The sequence below is a fragment of the Pseudomonas sp. GW823-FHT03E05 genome (assembly GCF_058796855.1).
Genome location: NZ_JBXAJB010000001.1, coordinates 251,858 through 274,004, shown reverse-complemented (window position 1 = coordinate 274,004; position 22,147 = coordinate 251,858). Strand labels below are relative to the sequence as shown.

25 protein-coding genes are annotated in these 22,147 nt (G+C 63.7%); 13 read left to right on the top strand and 12 right to left on the bottom strand.

What is annotated here, in order from left to right:
* Positions 1-195: 195 nt before the first annotated feature.
* From AC1RCO_RS01180 to AC1RCO_RS01165, 4 genes are all read right to left on the bottom strand, one after another.
* Complete coding sequence (locus tag AC1RCO_RS01180; RefSeq protein ID WP_492617240.1) at positions 196-1,152, bottom strand: AraC family transcriptional regulator; 957 nt, start codon at positions 1,150-1,152, stop codon at positions 196-198.
* Positions 1,153-1,288: 136 nt separating this feature from the next.
* Entirely contained in the window at positions 1,289-2,218 is a 930-nt protein-coding gene (gene catA, locus AC1RCO_RS01175; RefSeq protein ID WP_011062148.1) for a catechol 1,2-dioxygenase, read from the bottom strand.
* Between the two features lie 51 nt (positions 2,219-2,269).
* Positions 2,270-2,560: a muconolactone Delta-isomerase gene (catC, locus tag AC1RCO_RS01170; protein WP_011062149.1), complete on the bottom strand. Its 291-nt coding sequence runs from the start codon at positions 2,558-2,560 to the stop codon at positions 2,270-2,272.
* 10 nt (positions 2,561-2,570) lie between these two features.
* Entirely contained in the window at positions 2,571-3,719 is a 1,149-nt protein-coding gene (locus AC1RCO_RS01165) for a muconate cycloisomerase family protein (protein WP_011062150.1), read from the bottom strand.
* Between the two features lie 125 nt (positions 3,720-3,844).
* Here AC1RCO_RS01165 and AC1RCO_RS01160 point away from each other — a divergent pair, with 125 nt between their 5' ends.
* Complete coding sequence (locus tag AC1RCO_RS01160) at positions 3,845-4,753, top strand: LysR family transcriptional regulator (protein WP_011062151.1); 909 nt, start codon at positions 3,845-3,847, stop codon at positions 4,751-4,753.
* A gap of 72 nt (positions 4,754-4,825) precedes the next feature.
* On the opposite strand, the gene AC1RCO_RS01155 is transcribed toward AC1RCO_RS01160, so the two are convergent.
* Positions 4,826-5,578 (bottom strand): outer membrane beta-barrel protein, encoded by a 753-nt coding sequence (locus AC1RCO_RS01155; protein ID WP_011062152.1) that lies wholly within the window; start codon positions 5,576-5,578, stop codon positions 4,826-4,828.
* 184 nt (positions 5,579-5,762) lie between these two features.
* Between AC1RCO_RS01155 and AC1RCO_RS01150 the strand changes: the two genes are divergently transcribed.
* From AC1RCO_RS01150 to AC1RCO_RS01140, 3 genes are all read left to right on the top strand, one after another.
* On the top strand, positions 5,763-6,218 hold the full coding sequence (locus tag AC1RCO_RS01150; RefSeq protein WP_492617239.1) for an RDD family protein: 456 nt from the start codon (positions 5,763-5,765) through the stop codon (positions 6,216-6,218).
* Positions 6,219-6,279: 61 nt separating this feature from the next.
* The gene (locus AC1RCO_RS01145) at positions 6,280-6,615 is read left to right on the top strand and encodes a DUF6388 family protein (protein ID WP_015636275.1); all 336 of its coding nucleotides are present in this window, start codon (positions 6,280-6,282) and stop codon (positions 6,613-6,615) included.
* 42 nt (positions 6,616-6,657) lie between these two features.
* Positions 6,658-7,362, top strand: a complete 705-nt coding sequence (locus tag AC1RCO_RS01140) for a YoaK family protein (protein WP_065363244.1) — start codon at positions 6,658-6,660, stop codon at positions 7,360-7,362.
* 15 nt (positions 7,363-7,377) lie between these two features.
* Here the strand turns inward: AC1RCO_RS01140 and AC1RCO_RS01135 are convergent, their stop codons facing one another.
* Positions 7,378-8,127, bottom strand: coding sequence for an SDR family oxidoreductase (locus tag AC1RCO_RS01135; protein ID WP_401336045.1), 750 nt, complete (start codon positions 8,125-8,127; stop codon positions 7,378-7,380).
* A 186-nt stretch (positions 8,128-8,313) separates the two neighbouring features.
* Between AC1RCO_RS01135 and tusD the strand changes: the two genes are divergently transcribed.
* From tusD to AC1RCO_RS01105, 6 genes are all read left to right on the top strand, one after another.
* On the top strand, positions 8,314-8,706 hold the full coding sequence (gene tusD, locus AC1RCO_RS01130; protein ID WP_019092899.1) for a sulfurtransferase complex subunit TusD: 393 nt from the start codon (positions 8,314-8,316) through the stop codon (positions 8,704-8,706).
* Between the two features lies 1 nt (position 8,707).
* Complete coding sequence (gene tusC / locus AC1RCO_RS01125) at positions 8,708-9,070, top strand: sulfurtransferase complex subunit TusC (RefSeq protein WP_011062158.1); 363 nt, start codon at positions 8,708-8,710, stop codon at positions 9,068-9,070.
* Positions 9,070-9,366, top strand: a complete 297-nt coding sequence (gene tusB / locus AC1RCO_RS01120; RefSeq protein WP_065363243.1) for a sulfurtransferase complex subunit TusB — start codon at positions 9,070-9,072, stop codon at positions 9,364-9,366. The genes tusC and tusB overlap by 1 nt, the downstream gene beginning before the upstream one ends.
* On the top strand, positions 9,363-9,698 hold the full coding sequence (locus AC1RCO_RS01115) for a TusE/DsrC/DsvC family sulfur relay protein (RefSeq protein ID WP_011062160.1): 336 nt from the start codon (positions 9,363-9,365) through the stop codon (positions 9,696-9,698). The genes tusB and AC1RCO_RS01115 overlap by 4 nt, the downstream gene beginning before the upstream one ends.
* Positions 9,695-10,696 (top strand): glycosyl transferase family protein, encoded by a 1,002-nt coding sequence (locus AC1RCO_RS01110; RefSeq protein ID WP_065363242.1) that lies wholly within the window; start codon positions 9,695-9,697, stop codon positions 10,694-10,696. The genes AC1RCO_RS01115 and AC1RCO_RS01110 overlap by 4 nt, the downstream gene beginning before the upstream one ends.
* A gap of 88 nt (positions 10,697-10,784) precedes the next feature.
* The gene (locus tag AC1RCO_RS01105) at positions 10,785-11,786 is read left to right on the top strand and encodes a glutathione S-transferase family protein (protein WP_492617238.1); all 1,002 of its coding nucleotides are present in this window, start codon (positions 10,785-10,787) and stop codon (positions 11,784-11,786) included.
* A gap of 71 nt (positions 11,787-11,857) precedes the next feature.
* Here the strand turns inward: AC1RCO_RS01105 and cysG are convergent, their stop codons facing one another.
* From cysG to AC1RCO_RS01075, 6 genes are all read right to left on the bottom strand, one after another.
* Entirely contained in the window at positions 11,858-13,252 is a 1,395-nt protein-coding gene (cysG, locus tag AC1RCO_RS01100; RefSeq protein ID WP_342402460.1) for a siroheme synthase CysG, read from the bottom strand.
* Complete coding sequence (serS, locus tag AC1RCO_RS01095) at positions 13,253-14,533, bottom strand: serine--tRNA ligase (RefSeq protein WP_011062164.1); 1,281 nt, start codon at positions 14,531-14,533, stop codon at positions 13,253-13,255.
* Positions 14,534-14,549: 16 nt separating this feature from the next.
* Positions 14,550-14,924 carry a fluoride efflux transporter CrcB gene (gene crcB, locus AC1RCO_RS01090; protein WP_011062165.1) on the bottom strand — a complete coding sequence of 125 codons (375 nt, stop codon included), beginning with the start codon at positions 14,922-14,924 and terminating at the stop codon, positions 14,550-14,552.
* Positions 14,921-16,246 (bottom strand): replication-associated recombination protein A, encoded by a 1,326-nt coding sequence (locus tag AC1RCO_RS01085; protein WP_015636284.1) that lies wholly within the window; start codon positions 16,244-16,246, stop codon positions 14,921-14,923. The genes crcB and AC1RCO_RS01085 overlap by 4 nt, the downstream gene beginning before the upstream one ends.
* A 33-nt stretch (positions 16,247-16,279) precedes the next feature.
* The gene (gene lolA / locus AC1RCO_RS01080) at positions 16,280-16,903 is read right to left on the bottom strand and encodes an outer membrane lipoprotein periplasmic chaperone LolA (RefSeq protein ID WP_011062167.1); all 624 of its coding nucleotides are present in this window, start codon (positions 16,901-16,903) and stop codon (positions 16,280-16,282) included.
* A 68-nt stretch (positions 16,904-16,971) separates the two neighbouring features.
* Complete coding sequence (locus tag AC1RCO_RS01075) at positions 16,972-19,380, bottom strand: DNA translocase FtsK (protein WP_019092904.1); 2,409 nt, start codon at positions 19,378-19,380, stop codon at positions 16,972-16,974.
* 295 nt (positions 19,381-19,675) lie between these two features.
* Between AC1RCO_RS01075 and trxB the strand changes: the two genes are divergently transcribed.
* From trxB to AC1RCO_RS01060, 3 genes are all read left to right on the top strand, one after another.
* Complete coding sequence (trxB, locus tag AC1RCO_RS01070; protein ID WP_492617237.1) at positions 19,676-20,626, top strand: thioredoxin-disulfide reductase; 951 nt, start codon at positions 19,676-19,678, stop codon at positions 20,624-20,626.
* A gap of 72 nt (positions 20,627-20,698) precedes the next feature.
* Positions 20,699-21,379, top strand: a complete 681-nt coding sequence (aat, locus tag AC1RCO_RS01065) for a leucyl/phenylalanyl-tRNA--protein transferase (RefSeq protein WP_015636287.1) — start codon at positions 20,699-20,701, stop codon at positions 21,377-21,379.
* Between the two features lie 58 nt (positions 21,380-21,437).
* Positions 21,438-22,145: an arginyltransferase gene (locus AC1RCO_RS01060; RefSeq protein WP_492617236.1), complete on the top strand. Its 708-nt coding sequence runs from the start codon at positions 21,438-21,440 to the stop codon at positions 22,143-22,145.
* The last annotated feature ends 2 nt before the right edge of the window (positions 22,146-22,147 follow it).

Here is a 22,147-nt window from a genome sequence, read left to right as displayed (position 1 = left end):
GGCAGGGCCATGCTAGGACGGGGGTTGGCGGGGCAAAAGCCGATGCGTGCAGACCTGTATCCGTTTTCTGCAAAAGCGCCGGCGGTGGGTTGTGTAGGAGCCGGCTTGCCGGCGAAAAGGCCCTTGGATGGGGTGCTGAGCCTGCCGGCCCCTTCGCTGGCAAGCCAGCTCCTACAAGAGGCCGATGCCTGAGGATCAGTGCCGACGCTTGAGGGTGTCGGAGGGCAGTTCGCCGTATTGCTGGCGGTAGCTTTGGGCAAAACGCCCAAGGTGCAGGAAGCCGAAATCCAGGGCCAGTTCGGTGACGTTGCGCACCGGGCTGTGCGGGTCGCTGAGGCAGGCGTGCACCCGTTGCAGTTTCTGCTGGCGGATGTAGTTTTTCGGCGTGGTGCGGGCGTTGCGCTCGAACAGCGCGTACAACGAGCGCAGGCTCATGCGCGCCTGTTGCGCCAGTTCTTCGCAGCCGATGTCGTGCTTGAGGTTGCGTTCGATGTAGTCGGCAATCCGTTCGAAGGTCGCCGCCGAGGCGCTCAGGGTGCCGCGCTGGACGTTGGTCTGCATCAGGCCCAGCAGTTTGCCCACCAGGATCTGTGCGTAGTGCTCCTGGATCTTGGGCATGGTCTCCAGGGCTTCGGCCTCCTGGCACAGCAAGCTCAGCAATGGCACGAAGCCTTCCAGCTCCTGCAGTTGGTAGCGCTGGCGCAGAAAGCGCACGCCCTGCCCCGGGTACTGCCAGCGCTGTTCCTGGCAGGCGTTTTCCACCAGGTGGGTGGGAATCTTGATGATGAATTTTTCGCAGTCGTCGGAATAGGTCAGGTCCACCGGGTCGTCGGGGTTGATCAGCAGCAGTTCCCCCGGGGCGAAGTAGTGCTCCTGGCCCGGGCCACGCCACCGGCAGTGGCCCCGCAGCAGTACTTGCAAGTGGTAGATGCTTTCCAGGGCCGGCGAGGTGACGCGCACGCTGGCGCCGTAGCTGATGCTGCACAAATCCAGGCTGGCCAGGGCCCGGTGTTGCAGGCTGGCCTGGGGATGGCCGGCCCGGGGCAGGCGGATGCAGTGGCTGCCCACGTGCTGGTTGACGTAACCGGATACGGCATAGGGATCGGCTTGAACAAACACGCTGCTGCGCTCACTCAACAGATGCATCTGCATGATCGGGTCACTCTGATGGTTCTTATTGGGTCTGCGCTTCAGGCACGCAGCGCAGTCTCGTCAGGCCCGGCATAACGGCAAAAGCCACGGGCACCTGGGTCGGTGCTCCGTGGCCGGGCCAGGCACGGTCGGCGCTTCAGTCCTCCAGGGCGCGGACCCGCTCGTGGCGCTGCTGCTCTTGCGGCTGGGCCGAAGACTGCAGGGTGAAGTCGAACTCGATCTCGGCAAAGCGCCCGCTGACCCCCAGGGCCTTGGCCCGGGCCTGGTCTTCGCTGAAGGTGATCTGGGCGATCAGCTCGTCGCGGGTGGCGTAGGCAAAATCGTCGTGCAGGTACTGGTCACCATCCAGGTTGATCTGGGTGGTCAGGTGGCGATGGTCATCGGCGGAGATGAAGAAGTGGATGTGCGCCGGGCGCTGGCCATGGCGGCCCAGTTGGTCCAGCAGTTGCTGGGTCGGGCCATCCGGCGGGCAACCGTAGCCGGACGGCACGATGCTGCGAAAGCGGTAGCGGCCCTCGGCGTCGGTGACGATGCGCCGGCGCAGGTTGAACTCCGACTGGCTGCCGTCGAAGTAGGAATAGGTGCCGCCGGTGTTGGCGTGCCAGACATCGACGATGGCCCCGGCCAGTGGCTCGCCGGCGGTGTTGCGAACCTGCCCCTGCATGAACAGCACCACCCCCGGGTCGACGCCGTCGTCCAGGCGCGCTTCGCCCTGGCTCAGCGGTGCACCGGCCACGTACAGCGGGCCTTCGATGGTTCGCGGGGTGCCGCCGGTCTTGCCCACCTGTTCGTCGGCGGCGTCCATCAGCAGGTCCAGGTAATGCTCCAGGCCCAGGCCCGCGGCCAGTAGCCCGGCTTCCTGGCGGGCGCCGAGAACGTTGAGGTAATTGACGGCCTTCCAGAACTCTTCCGGGGTGATCTCCAGGTCTTCGATGATGTTCACCGAATCCCGCAGGATGCGGTAGATGATGGCCTTGGCCCGGGGGTTGCCGCCCTCGGTGAACTGGCCGCTGGCTTCTTCAAGAAACTGCTGGGCGCTGGCAGTGTGGGAAATTCTGACGTTCATGATTAATCCTCATCTTGTATTTATTAGAGTGGTGAACGGGCTGGCACGGGCTCAGCGGTCATCCTCATGAATGGAAGAAGGATGCCTGCACATCGCATCAACTTCGATGGCCATATAGGGGTACAGCGGCAATTGCATCAGGGTGTCGTGCAATTCCTGCACGCTATCGACGTCGAACACGCTGTAGTTGGCGTACAGCCCGGCGATGCGCCACAGGTGGCGCCACTTGCCTTCGGCCTGCAGGCGTTGGGCCAGGGCCTTTTCGTCGGCTTTCAGCTGCGCGGCGCGCTCGGGGTTCATGTCGACCGGCAGGTTCACGGTCATTTTCACGTGGAATAGCATGCAGCCCTCCTCAGGTGTGATGCAGCACGGGGGTGGTTTTGTCGCGACGGAAGAACGCCAGGCGCTCTTCGTCCAGGCTCAGGCCAAGGCCCGGTGCCTTTGAGACATGCAGGTGGAAATCCCGGTACACCGGCGGCTCGGCGAGGATGTCCTCGGTCAGCAGCAGCGGGCCGAACAGTTCGGTGTCCCAGCTCAGTTTGTTCAGGGTCAGGAAGGCGTGGGCCGAGGCCAGGGTGCCGATGCCGCCCTCGAGCATGGTGCCGCCGTACAGGCCGATGCCCGCCGCCTCGGCAATTGCCGCGGTGCGCAGGGTGGCGCGAGGGCCGCCGTTCTTGGCGATCTTCAGGGCGAACACCGAGGCCGCCCCTTCCCGGGCCAGGTTGAAGGCGTCTTCCACGCACTCGATGGATTCGTCGGCCATGATCGGCGCCGGGCTGCTGGCATTCAGGCGCACCATGCCGGCGCGGTTGTTGCGCGAAATCGGTTGTTCGATCAGGTCGATGCCATTGCCGCCGAGGATGCGGCAGGCGCGCAGGGCCACGGCTTCGTCCCAGGCCTGGTTGACGTCGACCCGCACGCTGGCGCTGTCGCCCAGGGCCTTCTTGATGGCGATCACGTGGGCCAGGTCGCGGTCCACTTCACCGGCGCCGATCTTCAGCTTGAAGATGCGGTGGCGGCGCAGGTCGAGCATCTTCTGCGCTTCGGCGATGTCCTTGGCGGTGTCGCCACTGGCCAAGGTCCAGGCCACCGGCAGCGCATCGCGCACCCGGCCGCCCAGCAGTTCGCTGACCGGCAGCCCGAGGCGCTTGCCCTGGGCGTCGAGCAAGGCGCTTTCGATACCGGATTTGGCGAAGGTGTTGCCGCGGATGCTCTGCTCCAGGCGCAGCATGGCGGCGTTGATGTTGCTGGCGTCCTGGCCGATCAGCAGCGGCGCGACGAAACGGTCGATATTGGTCTTGATGCTGTCCGGGCTTTCATTGCCATAGGCCAGGCCACCGATGGTGGTGGATTCCCCCAGGCCTTCGATGCCGTCGGCGCAGCGCAGGCGGATCAGCACCAGGGTCTGGTTCTGCATGGTGTGCATGGCCAGCTTGTGGGGGCGGATGGTCGGCAGATCGACGATGATCGTCTCGATCGATTCAATGGCAGAAGCGTGCATTTCCATACCCATCAGGTTCTTGAAGTTCTGCCAGCGATTCTGTCCCGGCTTTTTCCGGGGTTCCAATATAGAATTGGTCTGGCTTGATACCTTTAAGGTATGCACTTCACCACTGGGGAGCTGTCATGGAACTGCGTCATCTGCGCTATTTCCAGGTGCTGGGGGAAACCCTCAATTTCACCCGCGCCGCCGAGCGCCTGCACATCGCCCAGCCGCCGTTGAGCCGGCAGATCCAGCAACTGGAAGACGAGTTGGGGGTGCTGCTGCTGGAGCGTGGCCGACCGCTGCGCCTGACCGCCGCCGGGCGGTTTTTCTACGAGCATTCCAACCGGGTACTGGAGCAGTTGGGCAAGGTCTGCGACAACACCCGGCGCATCGGCCTGGGGCACAAGACCTGGCTGGGCATCGGCTTTGCCCCCTCGACCCTGTACGGCGTGCTGCCGCAACTGATCCGCCGCCTGCGCAGCAACGGCACCCTGGAACTGGAACTGGGCCTGTCGGAGATGACTACCCTGCAGCAGGTGGAAGCCTTGAAGGCCGGGCGCATCGATATCGGCTTCGGGCGTATCCACATCGACGATCCGGCCATCGTGCAGAAGGTGCTGACCGAAGACCGCCTGGTGGTCGCCCTGCCCGCCGGCCACCCGCTGCTGGGGCAACCGGTGAGCCTGGCGCAACTGGCGGACGAGCCTTTCGTGCTGTACCCGGCCAACCCGCGCCCGAGCTACGCCGACCATGTGATCGCGCTGTTCAGTGCCCGCGGCCTGAACCTGAAGATCGCCCAGTGGACCAACGAATTGCAGACCGCCATCGGCCTGGTGGGCGCCGGCATCGGCATTACCCTGGTACCGGCCTCGGTGCAGGTGCTGCACCGTGACGACATCGGCTTCTGCCCGCTACTGGAGGCCGAGGCCACCTCGCCGATCATCCTCAGCCGCCGCATCGGCGAGCCCTCGCCGGGCCTCACCCACTGCCTGCACCTGATCGCCCAGTTGCGCAGCGAGATCGGCCGCGAACACCCCATCGTCAGCTGAAAGCACAACCGCCGGCCCCATCGAAAGACGGGCACCGGCGGCTCTCTTGCAGCTTGAAACGGGCGGCAGCCCTTAGAAGGTCAGGCCAACCTTGAAGCCATACTCGTTACGCTTGAGCTTGGTGTTGTCAGCCACAGGCGTATCTTCGTCCAGCTTGTACTCGGTGCGGGTGTAATAGACCCCGGCCATGACCGGCAGCGAGCCGTTCTGGTTCATCAAGAAATTCACCTCGGCGTAAGGGTTGGTGCGGTCCTTGAGGTCCACGGTGTCGCTGCCGACGTCATCCACCTTGAGCCGCGCCTTGCCGTTGATGGTGTGGCGCGCCCCCAGCTCGACGCGCATGGTCAGGTCGTCGAACTGGTGGTTGTAGCCCAGAGCGGCCTTGGCGAAGGGCGACTTGTTGGTGAGCTTCATGTCGTAATCGCCGGTGTCCGGCTCGTAGCGGGTCCAGGTGTAGCCACCCCCCACCAGCACATCGACAAAGTTGCGTGCGTCCAGGGCCGCGCGCCAGCCCAGGTCGAGGTCGGCCTGGCCTTCCTTGAGCTTGTTGTCGTGCTTCTTGCCGAACTTGGCCTCGACCCCGGCCTGGTAGATCAGGCCCGATTCGGCGGTCATCTTGTTGCCGAAGTTGTAGAACACACCCCCTTCACCCAGGTGCTCCTTGTCGCTTTCACTACCGCCTTCGAGCTTGAAGTCGTTGTAGCTACCGAGGATACCCAGGGTGGAAATCGGCCCGGTGGCCGGGGCGGCCATGGCGCTGCTGGAAAGGGCCAGCAAGGTGGCTGCAGAGGTGCTGGCCAGAAGGGTTGCGAATACCTTTGACATCGTGTGTAGATCTCCCTGTTTGAATAAGGCAAATGCTGCAGGAGCCTTTTCGAGGGAAGTCGAAAGCAAAAGGTTCTAATTATTTTTCACGTTTTTTTCACATCCCTGTGAAGCCTCGCCCCCGCAGGGGCTTTAAGCCTTACAATAGGGCGCTCAATACAGGGCGTAGTCTTTGGGGCAGTGCATGGAAGTATCGAGAGCCGGCCTGATCATCCGGCGCATTCTGGCTTATCTGGTCGACGGCCTGCTGGTACTGCTGCTGTGGTTTGTCCTGTGCCGACTGGCCGAACGCCTCCAATACCCGGATATGGAGCAATTCTCCACCTGGTGCCTGCTGGCCACCTGGTGCCTGTATTTTCCCCTCAACGAATACCTGTGGCGTGGCTACACCGCCGGCAAGGCACTTTGCGGCCTGCAAGTGATCAATGGCATCGGCCAGCCCCCCTCGCTGTTGCAGGTATTGATCCGCTCGGCGACCCGTCCCTTCGAAGCGGCCATCAGCCCGGTGACCCTGCTGATCTGCTGCGAATCAAGCCGCGGCCAGCGCATCGGCGACCGGCTGGCGCGCACCTATGTCATCCCGTGCAAGGATCTGGCGCGGCTGCGTGGCTTGATGGCCGCTCAGCCGAACCTGCCTTGAGCATCCGGCCGTAACCCATTCAGTCTTGCGCCCTGGCGTGGCGCTTTTTCCGGGAGTCTTCATGGCAATCGATCAACACCCGCATGAACAGGCCTTGGTCACGTTCCTCGAACAGCGCCCCGAGCTGCGCGAACAGCTGGACAACCTCAACCCCCTGGAAGCCCGGGCCCGGGGCGAAACCCCGGCGCAGTATCGCGCCGAGCGCCTGCATGAAGCCTTCGAGGCCGAAGCCGAACGCCTTGGGCTGTTCGCCTGGGAACTGAGCCTGCAACTGACCGCTGCCAGCCCCGAGGAATTCCACGTCCAGCGCCTTGAGGTGCACCGGGAAGTGGCGGAGATGGCCGGCATGCCGTGGGACGAGTACTGCACCCTGCACCACCTTGACCCTCGGCCTTGACCCGCACGCGCCCCTCGCAGTCCCTGTTCAGGAGAACCGACGATGTTGCCTTCGACTTCCACGCAATCGGCCAGCGCAGCCCTGCAGCACGCGCAGAAATGGCGCGGACGGGTCGGCCTCGGGCTGGTGGCCTGCCTTTCGGTGCTGGCGGGGATGACCGACGCCATCGGCTTCATGGCCACCGGGGATTTCGTTTCCTTCATGAGCGGCAACACCACGCGCATGGCCGTAGCCATCAGCGATGGCGAACCGGGCCTGGTACTGCGCCTGCTGCTCCTGGTGGCGACCTTTATCGTCGGTAACGCCCTGGGCGTGGTGGTCAGCCGCCTGGCCGGGCACCGTGCCCTGCCCTTGCTGCTGAGCATCGGCGCGTTGCTCTGCGCCTCTGCTGCCTGGCCTTTCGAGCAGCAACTGCCGGCCCTGCTGGCGGCCATCATTGCCATGGGCATGCTCAACGCCGCGGTGGAGGAAGTGAACGGCCTGCCCATCGGCCTGACCTACGTCACCGGCGCCCTCTCACGCTTTGGCCGCGGCCTGGGGCGCTGGATGCTCGGCGACCGGCGCAACGGCTGGCGGGTGCAACTGGTGCCCTGGAGCGGCATGTTCGCCGGGGCGGTGCTGGGCGCCTTGCTGGAACAGCACCTGGGGCTCAAGGCACTGTATGTCAGCGGGTTGTTTGCCGTGCTGCTGGGTGTGGCGTCATTGAAGATCCCCCGCCGCTGGCAACTGGGCTACAAGAACCGCTGACATTGAGCATGGCTATCAGCTGAACAGGCCGCCGCTGTCGGTATCGATCACGATCGACGACAGGCTGATATGCCGCGGCCGGGTCAGGGCGAAGATCACGGCCTCCACCACATCACGGTTGGTGCCCTGCTCGCCCTTCTGCCGCGCCGGAATCTGCTGCCAGGCCTCATCCAGCGGCGAGACATCCTCCAGGTACGGCGGGTGCACGCACAGCGAGCGCACCGGCGTGCCCTTGAGCATCTGCCGCAGGCCATCGGCCAGGGCCAGTTGCCCGTGCTTGGCCGCATAGAACGGCAGCGACACGCTGTGCAGCGGTGCATTGGGCAAGCCGCTGATGGAGCCGATGGTGACGATGTCCGGGCGCTTGGAAGCCTTGAGCACCGGCAGCAGGCCCTGGGTCAGGAGGAAGGTGCCGCTCAGTGCGGCGTCGATCACCCCGGTGACTTCAGCGGCGCTGTGGGGCTGCTCGCTGGCCTCCAGCCACATGGCGCCGTTGTTGATCAGGATGTCCACTTGCGGGTGGCGGACGTGGATCTCAGCCAGGGCGGCCTTGACGCTGTCGCTGCTGGCCAGGTCCACCACCACCTGATCGGCGGGGCTGCCGGTACGCGACTCGATGGCCGCGCTGACCTGCGCCAGGGCCTCGGGGTTGCGCCCACAGAGAATCAGCTTGCAGCCCTGGTCCGCCAGGCTGATGGCCAGCGCGGCCCCCAAGCCTCTTCCGGCCCCCGTGACCACTACCACCGCCGAATTCAGATCCATCATCCCTTGCTCCTTGTCCCCGGTTGAATGAAGGCGCGAGTCTATCCCTCGCTTCGCGGTTTGGGGCCGGGCAATGCTTTACCCGATATGTCCTGCATGCCTGGAACCGGAGCCCCAGGGGCGAAACGGGTTTAGCCGATGTTCGGAGAAAGCTTTATCATGGCCGCAGTTTTATCCATCGAGTCCGTCATGAAGTTCGCCATCGCCCTGTTCTCTGCCGCCCACGCGCCTTCCTCGCGCCGCGCCCTGCTGTTCGCCCAGGCGGCGCTGGCGGGCGGGCATGAAATTGTCCGGCTGTTTTTCTACCAGGACGGCGTGTACAACGCCGCCAACAGCATCGTCACGCCCCAGGACGAACAGGACCTGCCTCGGGAATGGCGCGAGTTTGTCGGCCAGCATCAACTGGACGGCGTGGTGTGCATCGCCGCAGCCCTGCGCCGAGGCGTGTTGAATGCTGACGAAGCCCAGCGCTACCAGCGTACGTCGGTGAGCGTCGAAGCCCCCTGGGAGCTGTCGGGGCTCGGGCAATTGCATGACGCGGTACAGGCCGCCGACCGCCTGATCTGTTTTGGAGGGGCGTGACATGGCCAAATCCCTGTTGTTGATCAGCCGCCAGGCGCCGTGGACCGGCCCTGGCGCCCGGGAAGCGCTGGATATCGTCCTGGCCGGCGGGGCCTTCGACCTGCCCATCGGCCTGCTGTTTCTCGATGATGGCGTGCTGCAACTGGCGCCCGGGCAACAGGCCTCGCTGCTGCGCCAGAAAGACCTGAGCGCCAACCTGCAGGCGCTGTCGCTGTTCGGCGTCGACGAACTGTTTGCCTGCAGCGCCAGCCTCGCTGCCCGCGGCCTCGACCCGGCGAGCTTGAGTCTTGACGATGTACAGCTGCTGGACGCCCCGGAACTGGCCGGGATCATCGACCGTTTTGACCAGGTGATTACCCTCTGATGTCGACCTTGCATGTGTTGTCCCACTCGCCCTTTACCGACACCCGCCTGAGCAGTTGCCTGCGCCTGCTGGGCAGCGCCGACGGCCTGCTGCTGTGCGGCGACGCCGCCTATGCCCTGCAACCGGGCAGCGCCATTTGCAGCGAACTGAGCACCCGTAGCGGCTTGAATCTGTACGTGCTGGAAGAAGACCTGAACGCCCGCGGCCTGGCCCTGCCGGCCTGGGCCCGCGCGGTGGACTACCCGGGCTTCGTCGAGCTGTCCCTTCAGCATGACAAGGTCAACACCTGGCTATGAGTACCCTGACTGTGGGCGCTCGCGCCATCGAACTGGACAAGGACGGCTACCTGGTCAACCTCGACGACTGGTCCGCCGACGTGGCGCAAGCCCTGGCCGCCAACGAAGAGCTTGAGCTGAGCGCGGAGCACTGGGAAATCCTCGAACTGCTCCAGGGCTTCTACAGGGAATTCCAGCTGTCCCCGGCCACCCGCCCGCTGATCAAGTACACCGCCCTCAAGCTGGGCCCGGACAAGGGCAACAGCCTGCACCTGAACCGACTCTTCAAAGGCACTCCCGCCAAACTTGCCGCCAAGCTGGCGGGCCTGCCCAAGCCGACCAATTGCCTATGAACGATTTCGCTCCCCTGCTCACCCAAACCCCGGAAGAACACCCTTTCGCCCAATTCGTGCGGATTCTCGGCAAGGGCAAGCGCGGCGCGCGCAACCTGACTCGCGAGGAAGCCCGGGAAGCCATGGGCATGCTGCTGGACGGCCAGGTCGAGGACACTCAGCTCGGCGCCTTCCTCATGCTGCTGCGGCACAAGGAAGAAAGCCCGCAAGAGCTGGCGGGCTTCACCGAAGCCTTGCGCGAACGCCTCAACACCCCGGCGATTGCCCTGGACCTCGACTGGCCGACCTACGCCGGCAAGAAGCGCCACCTGCCCTGGTACCTGCTGGCGGCCAAGTGCCTGGCGCAAAACGGCGTGCGCATCCTGCTCCACGGCGGCGGCGCCCATACGGCCGGTCGCCTGTACACCGAGCAGTTGCTGGAGCCCCTGGGGATTCCCCTGTGCCGTGACTGGCAGGCGGTCGGCCAGGCACTGGACCAGGGCAACCTGGCCTTCATGCCCCTGGGGGACTGGGCGCCGCAACTGCAGCGCATGATCGACCTGCGCAACATCCTCGGCCTGCGCTCACCGATCCATTCCCTGGCGCGAATCCTCAACCCCCTGGGCGCCCGCTGCGGCCTGCAGAGCATCTTCCACCCCGGCTACCAGGCAGTGCACCGCGATGCCAGCGGCCTGCTGGGGGACAACGTCATCGTGATCAAGGGCGATGGCGGCGAGATCGAGATCAACCCGGACACCGCCAGCCATCTGTACGGCAGCACCGGTGGCGTCAGTTGGGACGAGGAATGGCCGGCACTGTCGGCACAACGCCATGTGAAACCTGCGAGCCTGGAACCCGAGCACCTCAAGGCGCTGTGGCGCGGCGATGTAGAAGACAGCTACCCGCAACTGGCCCTGCTGGCCACCATGGCCCTGGCCTTGCGTGGCCTGGGCACGCCCCGGGAGCAAGCCTTCGCCCTGGCCCAGCAGTACTGGGATGCCCGGGACAGATCGATTTAATCGATCAAAACCGCCCATGCTTTGCGCTTTTTGTTCGAACCCAGGGGCATAGACTGCACTCCAACGCAAAACAGCCGAGGAGCATTTCATGGGTCTGCTGATCGAAGGGCGCTGGCATGACCAGTGGTACGAAAGCGGCAAGGACGGCGCCTTCCAACGAGAACAGGCGCAACGTCGCAACTGGGTCACTGCCGATGGCCGCCCCGGCCCCAGCGGTGAAGGCGGCTTCGCCGCCGAGGCCGGGCGCTACCACCTTTATGTGTCCCTGGCCTGCCCCTGGGCCCACCGCACGCTGATCCTGCGCAAGCTCAAGGGTCTGGAAAAGCTGATCGACGTCTCGGTGGTCAGCTGGCTGATGCGCGAGAACGGCTGGACCTTCGACACCGCCTACGGCTCCAGCGGCGACCCCCTGGACCACTTCGACTTCATGCACCAGCGCTACACCGCCGACACCGCGGACTACACCGGCCGCGTCACCGTACCGGTGCTGTGGGACAAACAGCGCCAATGCATCGTCAGCAACGAATCGGCGGAAATCATCCGCATGTTCAACAGCGCCTTCGACGGCTTGACCGACAATACCCTGGACTTCTATCCGCAACCCTTGCGCAGCAGGGTCGATGAGCTCAACGGGCGCATCTATCCGGCACTGAACAACGGTGTGTACCGCGCCGGGTTCGCCACCTCGCAAAAGGCTTACGAGACGGCGTTCGATGATGTCTTCGCCGAACTGGATGCGCTGGAGGCCCTGCTCGGCACGCAGCGCTACCTGGCCGGCGAGTACCTGACCGAAGCCGATGTGCGGCTGTTCACCACCCTGATCCGCTTCGATGCGGTGTACTACAGCCACTTCAAATGTAACCTGCGGCGGATTGCCGATTACCCGAACCTGTCCAACTGGCTGCGGGAGCTGTACCAGTGGCCGGGGATTGCCCAGACCGTGGACTTTACCCACATCAAGGGGCACTACTACGCCAGCCACACCACCATCAATCCGACAGGCATTGTGCCCAAGGGGCCGTTACAGGACTTCAGCCGCGGCCATGATCGGCAGCGGTTGAGTGGGCAAGGGGTTTGGTGCAGGGGTTGAGGACGCTTTCGCCGGCAAGCCGGCTCCTACAACAGCGGGATGTGTAGGAGCCGGCTTGTCGGCGAAGCTTTTCAGACCTCGGACTGAGCGCCTTCGAACCAGGCCAGCTTCTCGCGTAGCTGGACCACTTCGCCAACGATCACCAAGGTCGGGGCATGCACTTCGTGTTCCGCCACCAGGGCCGGCAGGTTGCCCAGGGTGCCGGTGAAGACACGCTGGTTGCTGGTGGTGCCCTGCTGAACCAGCGCCGCCGGGGTGTCGGCGCCGCGACCGTGCTTGATCAGTTGCTCGCAGATGGTCGGCAAGCCCACCAGGCCCATGTAGAACACCAGGGTCTGGGCCGGCGCCACCAGGTCGCTCCAGGGCAGGTTGCTGGTGCCGTCCTTGAGATGGCCGGTGACGAAACGCACCGACTGGGCGTAGTCACGGTGAGTCAGGGGAATCCCGGCATAGGCCGAGCAACCACTGGCCGCGGTAATCCCCGGCACCACCTGGAACGGAATGCCGTGGGCCGCCAGTTCTTCGATCTCTTCGCCGCCCCGTCCAAAGATGAACGGATCACCACCCTTCAGGCGCACCACCCGCTTGCCTTGCTGGGCCAGGGTCACCAGTTGCTGGTTGATCTGTTCCTGGGGCACGGCGTGATCGGCGCGACGCTTGCCGACGTAGATGCGTTCGGCGTCGCGGCGGCACAGCTCGAGAATCGCCGGCGCCACCAGGCGGTCGTAGAGCACCACGTCGGCCTGCTGCATCAGGCGCAGGGCGCGGAAGGTCAGCAGGTCCGGATCACCCGGGCCTGCGCCCACCAGATACACCTCGCCCGGCGCATGAGGCGCCTTGCCCGCAATCTTGGCCTGCAACAGACGTTCGGCTTCCGCCCCCTGCCCCGCCAGCTGACGATCGGCAATGGGCCCTTGGAACACGTCCTCCCAGAACGCCCGGCGTTGCTGCACATCCGGAAACAGGCCTTTGACCTGGGCGCGGAAACGCGCCGCCAACCCTGCCAGTTGGCCGTAGGTGGAAGGAATCCAGGTTTCCAGCTTGGCCCGGATCAGCCGCGCCAGCACTGGCGCATCGCCGCCACTGGAGACTGCGATGACCAGCGGCGAACGGTCGACGATGGCCGGGAAGATCACGCTGCACAGGGCCGGCGCGTCCACCACATTGACCGGCACGCAACGCCGATGGGCATCGACGGAAACCTGGGCATTCAGGGATTCGTCATCGGTGGCGGCGATGATCAGGGTGCAGCCGTCGAGGTCTGCCTCGACATACCCGCGCAACAGGGACTCACCGCCGCTGGCGACGATCAGTTCCTGCAATTGCGCTTCTATTTCAGGTGCGACCACTCGCAGCTGCGCACCGGCATCGGCCAGCAGACGGGATTTGCGCAAGGCAATCTCCCCTCCGCCGACCACCAACACACGACTGCCGCGAAGGTTGTGAAACAGCGGCAGATATTCCATTTAGCCGATGACCTCAAGGCCACCCATGTACGGCTTCAGCACATCCGGCACACGGATCGAACCGTCGGCCTGCTGGTAGTTCTCCAGCACCGCCACCAGGGTGCGGCCCACGGCCAGGCCGGAACCGTTGAGGGTGTGCACCAGCTCCGGCTTGCCGGTTTCCGGGTTGCGGAAGCGAGCCTGCATGCGGCGGGCCTGGAAGTCGCCACAGTTGGAGCACGAGGAGATCTCGCGGTACTTGTCCTGGCTCGGTACCCAGACTTCCAGGTCGTAGGTCTTGACCGCACTGAAGCCCATGTCGCCGGTGCACAGGGCCAGTACGCGGTACGGCAGTTGCAGCAGTTGCAGGACTTTCTCGGCGTTGGCGGTCAGGCCTTCCAGGGCTTCCATGGAGGTCGACGGCTCGACCACCTGGACCATCTCGACCTTGTCGAACTGGTGCTGGCGGATCATGCCGCGAGTGTCACGGCCCGAGGCACCGGCTTCACTACGGAAGCACGGCGTGTGGGCGACGAACTTCAGCGGCAGTTGCTTGGCGTCGAGAATCTCGCCAGCGACGATGTTGGTCAGCGACACCTCAGCGGTCGGGATCAGGTACAGATCGGCTTCGCCTTCGCGAGTGATCTTGAACAGGTCTTCCTCGAACTTCGGCAACTGGCTGGTGCCCACCAGCGCCGGAGCCTGCACCAGGTACGGGGTATAGGCCTCTTCGTAGCCGTGCTCGCCGGTGTGCAGGTTGATCATGAACTGCGCCAGGGCGCGGTGCAGACGGGCAATCGGGCCGCGCAACAGGGCAAAACGCGCGCCGGACAGCTTGGCCGCGGTTTCAAAGTCCAGCCAGCCGTGGGTTTCGCCCAGGGCCACGTGGTCCTTGATCGGGAAATCGAAGGCGGTCGGGGTGCCCCAGCGGCGCACTTCGACGTTGCCGTCTTCGTCTTCGCCCACCGGCACCGACTCGTGGGGCAGGTTGGGAATGCCGAACAGGATCGAATCCAGTTCGCTCTGGATGTTTTCCAGCTCCGCCTTGCCGGAGCTCAGCTCGTTCCCCATGCGCTCAACGTCGGCCATCAGCGGGGCGATGTCTTCGCCGCGTTGCTTGGCCTGGCCGATGGACTTGGAGCGCGCGTTACGTTCAGCCTGCAGTTGCTCGGTGCGGGTCTGCACGGTCTTGCGCTGTTCTTCCAGCGCTTCGATGCGTGCCACATCCAGGGCAAAGCCGCGGGATGCCAGACGATCCGCTACGTCCTGGAGGTTGCTACGTAACAGTTTGGAATCGAGCATGTCGTTCTCTCGTTTATCAAAGTTTGGTCAAGGACAGGCCGGCCCAGGTAGCAAGCAGCCCGCCGAATACACTCAGTGCCGCATAGCCCAGGGCCAGCGCCACTTGTCCGCTTTCCAGCAGACGCACGGTATCCAGTGAAAAGGATGAAAAAGTCGTCAGGCCACCGAGGAAGCCCACTATCAATCCGGCACGCACTTCGATCGGCACTTCCGGACGGACCAGGAACAGCCCGTACAACACGCCGATCAGCAGGCAGCCCACGATATTAACGGCCAGCGTCGCGGTATAGAAGTGCCGCGGCCAATTGGCATTGATCCAGTTGCCGGTGGCAAAGCGCAACAGGGTGCCAGCCACACCGCCGGCGGAGACTGCGAGGATCAGGGGGATCAAGGTTTTCTCCGCTGCAAGGGGCTGGCCCGGTCCAGGGCGGCCAGGTGCTTGAGCTTCTCGCCGATCTTCAGTTCCAGGCCACGGGGCACCGGTTGATAGAGCGGCAAGGGTTCGAGTTCTTCGGGGAAATAGTCTTCACCGGCGGCGTAGGCATCCGGCTCGTCATGGGCGTAGCGGTATTCGTCGCCATAGCCCAGTTGCTTCATCAGCTTGGTCGGGGCATTGCGCAGGTGGATCGGCACTTCCAGCGAGCCGTGCTCGGCAGCAGCGCGCATGGCGGCCTTGAAACCCATGTACACGGCGTTGCTCTTCGGCGCACAGGCCAGGTAGGTGATGGCCTGGGCCACTGCCAGCTCGCCTTCGGGGCTGCCCAGGCGCTCCTGCACATCCCAGGCCGCCAGGCACAGGCTCAGGGCCCGCGGGTCGGCGTTGCCAATATCTTCGCTGGCCATGCGCACCACGCGCCGGGCCAGGTACAACGGGTCGCAGCCACCGTCGAGCATGCGCGCGAACCAGTACAGGGCGCCGTCGGGATTGGAGCCGCGCACCGATTTGTGCAACGCGGAAATCTGGTCGTAGAAGGCTTCGCCGCCCTTGTCGAAACGCCGGCGGGTGTCACCCAGCAGGCTTTGCAACAGATCGACACTGATCTCGCCACCGTCTTCCGCCAGGTCCGAGGCGTTTTCCAGCAGGTTGAGCATGCGCCGGCCATCGCCATCGGCGGCCGACAGCAGCATCTGGAAGCCTTCATCGCTGAGGCTCAGCTGGCGCTTGCCCAGCCCCCGCTCCTCGGTCAGGGCGCGCTGTACCAGGGTGCCCAGGGCCGCTTCATCCAGGCTCTTGAGCACATAGACCCGCGCTCGGGAGAGCAAGGCGTTGTTGAGCTCGAAGGACGGGTTTTCCGTGGTGGCGCCGATAAAGATCAGCGTGCCGTCTTCCACGTAAGGCAGGAAGGCATCCTGCTGCGATTTGTTGAAGCGGTGCACTTCGTCGACAAACAGGATGGTTCGCCGACCGTATTGCCCGGCCTGCTGCTTGGCGACTTCCACCGCCTGGCGGATCTCCTTGACCCCGGCCAGTACCGCCGAGACGGTTTCGAAGTGGGCATCCGAGACTTCCGCCAACAGCCGCGCCAGGGTGGTCTTGCCGACCCCGGGCGGGCCCCAGAAGATCATCGAATGCAGCGCGCCCTGCTCCAGGGCCTCGCGCAGCGGCTTGCCCCGGGCCAACAGGTGCTGCTGGCCAACGTACTCGTCCAGGTTGGTCGCACGCAGGCGTGCGGCCAGTGGCTGGGCAATCGGGGCACTACGAAACAGGTCCATGGACTACCTTCGAAACCTTGCGGTTGCGGCTGCTTACTCTTGGATCACATCGGCACCCTTGGGGATGTCGAACTTGAACTTGGACGCCGGGATGGCTTCGTTGGCCTTGACCCCGGTGAACAGGATATTGGTGCGCTGGCCAACGCTGTCGATCAACTGCATGTCGTTGATCATGCCGTTGCGAAACGACAGGCGCAGGCTGTCGAACAGGGTGTCGCGGGTTTTCGGCTTGAGGGTGAAGTCCATCACGCCGCCGGCTTCCTTGGAGGTGATGTCGAAGCTTTCGCTGATTTTCGACACGTCACCGGAGAGCAACAGGGCCGGGGTCTGGGTCAGGCGCTGGTCGAGCTTCTTGATGGTCACCTGCTCCAGGTCCGGGTCCCACAGGGAGACTTTCTGGCCGTCGGAAACCATCAGCTGTTCTTGTGGCGCATCGGTGTGCCAGTAGAACAGGCCCGGGCGCTGCAGGGACATCTCGCCGGCGGTTTCCTGCAACTGGGTGCCGCTGCCATCCAGGGTCAGCTGGGAAAAACGCGCGGTCAGGGTCTGGGACTTTTCCAGCAACTGGGTCAGGCGCGCCACGTCTTTGGGGTCGGCGTGGGCCGACAAGGTGGTCACAGCCAATACCGGCAGCAGCAACATGCGAATCAGGCGCATGGAATTCCTCATTAATTGGATGGGTATACGAGCGGCGTGACTTCACGCCGCTGCAAGCGAAACAGGGATCAGTCGCGCGTCGGGCCCGGCGCCAGCACTTCGCGGGAGCCGTTGGTGTTCATCGCCGTCACCACCCCGGCCATTTCCATGGCTTCGATCATCCGGGCGGCGCGGTTGTAGCCAATCTTCAGCTTGCGCTGTACCGCAGAGATCGAGGCCCGGCGGCTTTCCAGGACGAACTGCACGGCTTCGTCGTAGAGCGCGTCGGCTTCCGGATCATCGCCGTCACCGCCACCGCTGCTGCCTTCGAAACCACTGCCCGCCTCTTCGACACCGTTGAGGATGTCGTCGTTGTATTCCGGCGCACCGCGCAGCTTCCAGGCCTCCACCACGCGATGCACTTCATCATCGGAAACGAAGGCGCCGTGGACGCGGATCGGCAGGCTGGTGCCCGGCGGCATGTAGAGCATGTCACCGTGGCCCAGCAATTGTTCGGCACCGCCCTGGTCGATGATGGTCCGCGAGTCGATCTTGCTCGACACCTGGAACGCCATGCGGGTCGGGATGTTGGCCTTGATCAGGCCGGTGATCACGTCCACCGATGGCCGCTGGGTGGCGAGAATCAGGTGGATACCGGCGGCACGGGCCTTCTGGGCGATACGGGCGATCAGTTCCTCAACCTTCTTGCCGACGATCATCATCATGTCGGCGAATTCGTCCACCACCACGACGATGGTCGGCAGCTTGGTCAGCAGCGGCGCTTCGTCGTGAATGCTTTCGCGGTTGTACAGCGGATCGGCCAGCGGGGTACCGGCGTCAATCGCTTCCTTGACCTTGGCGTTGAAGCCCGAGAGGTTGCGCACGCCCATCTTGGCCATGAGCTTGTAGCGCCGTTCCATCTCCGCCACGCTCCAGCGCAGGGCGTTGGCCGCGTCCTTCATGTCGGTCACCACCGGGCACAGCAGATGCGGAATGCCCTCGTAGATCGACAGTTCGAGCATCTTCGGGTCGATCATGATCAGCTTGGCGTCTTCCGGGCCGGACTTGAACAGGATCGACAGGATCATCGCGTTGACCCCCACCGACTTACCGGAACCGGTGGTACCGGCCACCAGCAGGTGAGGCATTTTCGCAAGGTCGGTGATGATCGGCTTGCCGCCGATATCGTGGCCCAGGGCCAGGGTGACCGGGGATTTGAAGTTGTCGTATTCCGGGGTCGAGAGCACTTCGGAGAAGCGCACGATCTGCCGGTCTTCGTTGGGAATCTCGATGCCCACGGTGGTCTTGCCGGGAATCACTTCCACTACGCGAACACTGGTCACGGCCAGGGAACGCGCCAGGTCCTTGGCCAGGTTGGCGATCCGGCTGACTTTCACCCCTGCCGCCGGCTGGATTTCGTAACGGGTAATCACCGGCCCCGGGTGGATCGAATCCACCGAGACTTCGACGCCGAACTCCTTGAGCTTGATTTCCAGCAGGTGGCCAACCGCCGCCAGGGATTCGGGGGAATAGTTCAGCTGTTTCTTTTCTGCCGGGTCGAGGATCGAGATCGGTGGCAAGGTGCCTTCCACCGCGCTGTCGACGAACAGCGGCACCTGTTTCTCTTTCTGCACGCGCTTGCTGGGCTCCGGCGCCTTGGTGGCGATCGGCGTGATCACTGGCGGCACCTGCTTTTCGCGCTCGGACATGTGCTTGCTCAGGGCCTGCTCGCGCTCGATAAGGCGCTCCTTGACCTTGGCCTGCTCGCGCTTGTCGGCCACGTTCGGGGTCACGACTTCATCGACCCGGGCATCCACTTCGCGCAATTGCGCCACCAGTTGCTTGCGCTCCACGCGCGCATCCCACCAGCGGTTGGCGGCGCCCTGGAACAGTTCGAACAGGTCGAGGGTGATCTTGCCGGTCACGTCCATCACCTTGAACCACGACAGGTCGGTGAACACCGTCAGGCCGAACAGGAACAGGGCAATGAACATCAGGGTGCTGCCCTGCACGTTCAGGGCATTCTTGGCCAGGTCGCCCAGGCTTTCGCCCAGGGCGCCACCGGCACCGGCCGGCAGGCCCGTGGCGGCATGGAAATGGATATGGGCCAGCGCGGCGCCCGACAGCACCAGGAACACCAGGCCGATCAGCCGCCAGGAAAACAGCCAGCCGCTCCACTGCCAGGGCTCATGGCGCTGGCGGAAGATCTGGTAGGTCTTGATCGCCAACAGCAGCGGGAAGATATAGGCGAAGTAACCCAACACCATAAACAGGATATCGGCGCTGTAGGAACCGGCCGGGCCACCGAAGTTCTGCACGTCTTCAATCTTGCTGTTATGACTCCAGCCCGGATCATCTTTCCCATAGGTCAGAAGTGCCATCATCAAGAACAGGCACAGGGCGCCAATGGCGATCAACGCACCTTCCTTGAGCCGGTAGTGCAATTGTTGACGCCAGAGCGGAACAACAGGTTTAGGTGCTGCGGTGGATTTCTTCAAAACGCGTCTTTTCCTGCGCCAAGGGCGCGTCCAACGGGTGATTGACTACAAGATACTGCTCAATCCGAGCAGGTAAATAAAGTTGACCGGCGTAACTGGGGCTACTTTTAACACTCTGCCCCTTGCTTCTGAAACAGTGCAATTCTGAATAAACCCGGTACAGCGTCGTATTGTACGGGTTTGTTCACGCCATGCCACGTCGGAACCCTCCGACCAGCATAGTCAACGGCCTGTTACGCACTGTTCAATTGGAGCATGCATTCTCTTTTGTGACAAAGGCTTATGAGGTGTTTTTATGAACGATGCGAAGCATTCACGCCTGATCATTCTGGGCTCTGGCCCTGCCGGTTACAGCGCTGCCGTCTATGCCGCTCGGGCCAACCTCAAACCGACGGTGATTACCGGCTTGCAAGCCGGCGGCCAACTGACCACCACCACCGAAGTCGACAACTGGCCCGGCGATGTCGAAGGCCTGACCGGCCCGGTGCTGATGGAGCGGATGCAGAGACACGCCGAACGCTTCGACACCGAGATCGTCTATGACCACATCCACACCGCACAGTTGCAGCAGCGGCCGTTTATCCTCATCGGCGACAGCGGCACCTACAGTTGCGACGCGCTGATCATCGCCACTGGCGCCTCGGCGCAATACCTGGGCCTGCCCTCCGAAGAGGCCTTTGCCGGCAAGGGGGTTTCCGCCTGCGCCACCTGCGATGGCTTCTTCTACCGCAATCAGGTGGTGGCCGTGGTGGGCGGCGGCAACACCGCCGTGGAGGAAGCACTGTACCTGTCGAACATCGCCAAAGAAGTGCACCTGGTGCATCGCCGCGACAAGCTGCGGGCCGAGAAGATTCTCCAGGACAAGCTGTTCGACAAGGCCGCCAATGGCAATATCCGCCTGCACTGGAACCAGCACCTGGAGGAAGTGCTGGGCGATGCCAGCGGCGTGACCGGCGCCCGCCTCAAGGACAGCCACAGCGGAGAAACCAAGTATCTGGCACTGGCCGGGGTGTTTATCGCCATCGGCCACAAGCCCAATACCGATCTGTTCCAGGGCCAGCTGGAGATGCGCGACGGCTACCTGCTGGTGCGTGGCGGCAGCGAAGGCAATGCCACGGCCACCGGCATCCAGGGGGTATTTGCCGCCGGCGACGTGGCCGACCACGTCTATCGCCAGGCCATCACTTCGGCCGGCGCCGGCTGCATGGCAGCGCTGGATGCGGAAAAATTCCTCGACGACAACTAAGCCCTCGCCCTACGCTTGTGGCGGGCCCGCAATGGCTCGCCACCGCCCTCCCCTGCCGCAAGTCTGGATACCATGCTGACCTGGTTACAACGCAACACACTCGACTTCCCGCCGCTGGAAAAGGCCATGCGCGAGCCCAATGGCTTGCTGGCCGCGGGCGGAGACTTGTCTGCCGACCGCCTGATCCAGGCCTATCGTCACGGCTGCTTTCCCTGGTTTTCCGAGGGTCAGCCGATTCTCTGGTGGTCCCCCGATCCGCGCACGGTGTTATTCCCGGACGAACTGCATGTCTCCCGCAGCCTGGGCAAACTGTTGCGCAAACAACGCTATCAGGTGACCTTCGATCAGGACTTTGCCGCAGTCATCAGCGCCTGTGCAGCGCCTCGCGCCTATGCCGACGGCACCTGGATCAGCGAAGCGATGCAACGCGCCTACCTGCAACTACATCAACGCGGCTACGCCCATTCGGTGGAGGTCTGGGATCAGGGAGTGCTGGTGGGCGGCTTGTATGGACTGGCCATGGGGCAGCTGTTTTTCGGCGAGTCGATGTTCAGCCGCGCCGACAATGCCTCGAAATTCGGCTTTGCCACTCTGGTGGAACGCTTGAAGGCGTGGGGATTTGTGCTGATCGACTGCCAGATGCCCACCGAACACCTGCACAGCCTCGGCGCCCGATCCATTTCCCGGCCAGAGTTCGCGAATTACCTGAAACACCACCTGGACCTGCCGAGCCGCGCCATATGGGTTTCCTAGGCGGGTTTGCCGGGGGTGGCTTACACTTAATTGCAAAGCTTATTCCGAGGGTTGACTCATGACCGAGTTGGCGCGCCTGAAGTTCTATGCCACCCAACCCCACTCTTGCAGCTACCTGCCCGACGAACAGGCGACCACTCTGTTCCTCGATCCCAGCCAGCCCATGGACGTGCATGTCTACGCGGATCTGTCGGAAATGGGCTTTCGGCGCAGCGGCGATCATCTGTATCGCCCCCACTGCCAGAACTGCAACGCCTGCGTGCCGGCGCGCATTCCTGCTACACAGTTCCTGCCCAGCCGCCAGCAAAAGCGCATTCTCAAACGCAACAGCGACCTGACCGTACACGCGGCCAAACCCTGCTTCAGCGAAGAGTATTTCGACCTCTACCAGCGCTACATCGAGCAACGCCACGCCGATGGCGACATGTTCCCCCCAAGCCGCGACCAGTTCTCGACCTTCCTGGTTCGAGACCTGCCCTTCTCGCGCTTCTACGAGTTCCGCCTGGACGGCCGCCTGCTGGCCGTGGCGGTCACCGACCTGCTGCCCAATGGCCTGTCGGCGGTCTACACCTTCTATGAACCCGACGAAGAGCGCCGCAGCCTCGGGCGCTTTGCGATCCTTTGGCAAATCAGCGAAACCCTGCGCCTCGGGCTGGATGCGGTGTACCTCGGCTACTGGATCAAGAACTGCAAAAAGATGAACTACAAGACCCAATATCGCCCCATAGAGCTGCTGGTTAACCAGAGATGGGTGATCCTCAACTAGAA

Excerpts from the sequence above, each read along its gene's own strand:
- AC1RCO_RS01180 (WP_492617240.1), bottom strand. The coding sequence starts at position 1,152 with ATGCAGATGCATCTGTTGAGTGAGCGCAGCAGCGTGTTTGTTCAAGCC.
- catA (WP_011062148.1), bottom strand. The coding sequence starts at position 2,218 with ATGAACGTCAGAATTTCCCACACTGCCAGCGCCCAGCAGTTTCTTGAA.
- catC (WP_011062149.1), bottom strand. The coding sequence starts at position 2,560 with ATGCTATTCCACGTGAAAATGACCGTGAACCTGCCGGTCGACATGAAC.
- AC1RCO_RS01165 (WP_011062150.1), bottom strand. The coding sequence starts at position 3,719 with ATGCACGCTTCTGCCATTGAATCGATCGAGACGATCATCGTCGATCTG.
- AC1RCO_RS01160 (WP_011062151.1), top strand. The coding sequence starts at position 3,845 with ATGGAACTGCGTCATCTGCGCTATTTCCAGGTGCTGGGGGAAACCCTC.
- AC1RCO_RS01155 (WP_011062152.1), bottom strand. The coding sequence starts at position 5,578 with ATGTCAAAGGTATTCGCAACCCTTCTGGCCAGCACCTCTGCAGCCACC.
- AC1RCO_RS01150 (WP_492617239.1), top strand. The coding sequence starts at position 5,763 with ATGGAAGTATCGAGAGCCGGCCTGATCATCCGGCGCATTCTGGCTTAT.
- AC1RCO_RS01145 (WP_015636275.1), top strand. The coding sequence starts at position 6,280 with ATGGCAATCGATCAACACCCGCATGAACAGGCCTTGGTCACGTTCCTC.
- AC1RCO_RS01140 (WP_065363244.1), top strand. The coding sequence starts at position 6,658 with ATGTTGCCTTCGACTTCCACGCAATCGGCCAGCGCAGCCCTGCAGCAC.
- AC1RCO_RS01135 (WP_401336045.1), bottom strand. The coding sequence starts at position 8,127 with ATGATGGATCTGAATTCGGCGGTGGTAGTGGTCACGGGGGCCGGAAGA.
- tusD (WP_019092899.1), top strand. The coding sequence starts at position 8,314 with ATGAAGTTCGCCATCGCCCTGTTCTCTGCCGCCCACGCGCCTTCCTCG.
- tusC (WP_011062158.1), top strand. The coding sequence starts at position 8,708 with ATGGCCAAATCCCTGTTGTTGATCAGCCGCCAGGCGCCGTGGACCGGC.
- tusB (WP_065363243.1), top strand. The coding sequence starts at position 9,070 with ATGTCGACCTTGCATGTGTTGTCCCACTCGCCCTTTACCGACACCCGC.
- AC1RCO_RS01115 (WP_011062160.1), top strand. The coding sequence starts at position 9,363 with ATGAGTACCCTGACTGTGGGCGCTCGCGCCATCGAACTGGACAAGGAC.
- AC1RCO_RS01110 (WP_065363242.1), top strand. The coding sequence starts at position 9,695 with ATGAACGATTTCGCTCCCCTGCTCACCCAAACCCCGGAAGAACACCCT.
- AC1RCO_RS01105 (WP_492617238.1), top strand. The coding sequence starts at position 10,785 with ATGGGTCTGCTGATCGAAGGGCGCTGGCATGACCAGTGGTACGAAAGC.
- cysG (WP_342402460.1), bottom strand. The coding sequence starts at position 13,252 with ATGGAATATCTGCCGCTGTTTCACAACCTTCGCGGCAGTCGTGTGTTG.
- serS (WP_011062164.1), bottom strand. The coding sequence starts at position 14,533 with ATGCTCGATTCCAAACTGTTACGTAGCAACCTCCAGGACGTAGCGGAT.
- AC1RCO_RS01085 (WP_015636284.1), bottom strand. The coding sequence starts at position 16,246 with ATGGACCTGTTTCGTAGTGCCCCGATTGCCCAGCCACTGGCCGCACGC.
- lolA (WP_011062167.1), bottom strand. The coding sequence starts at position 16,903 with ATGCGCCTGATTCGCATGTTGCTGCTGCCGGTATTGGCTGTGACCACC.
- trxB (WP_492617237.1), top strand. The coding sequence starts at position 19,676 with ATGAACGATGCGAAGCATTCACGCCTGATCATTCTGGGCTCTGGCCCT.
- aat (WP_015636287.1), top strand. The coding sequence starts at position 20,699 with ATGCTGACCTGGTTACAACGCAACACACTCGACTTCCCGCCGCTGGAA.
- AC1RCO_RS01060 (WP_492617236.1), top strand. The coding sequence starts at position 21,438 with ATGACCGAGTTGGCGCGCCTGAAGTTCTATGCCACCCAACCCCACTCT.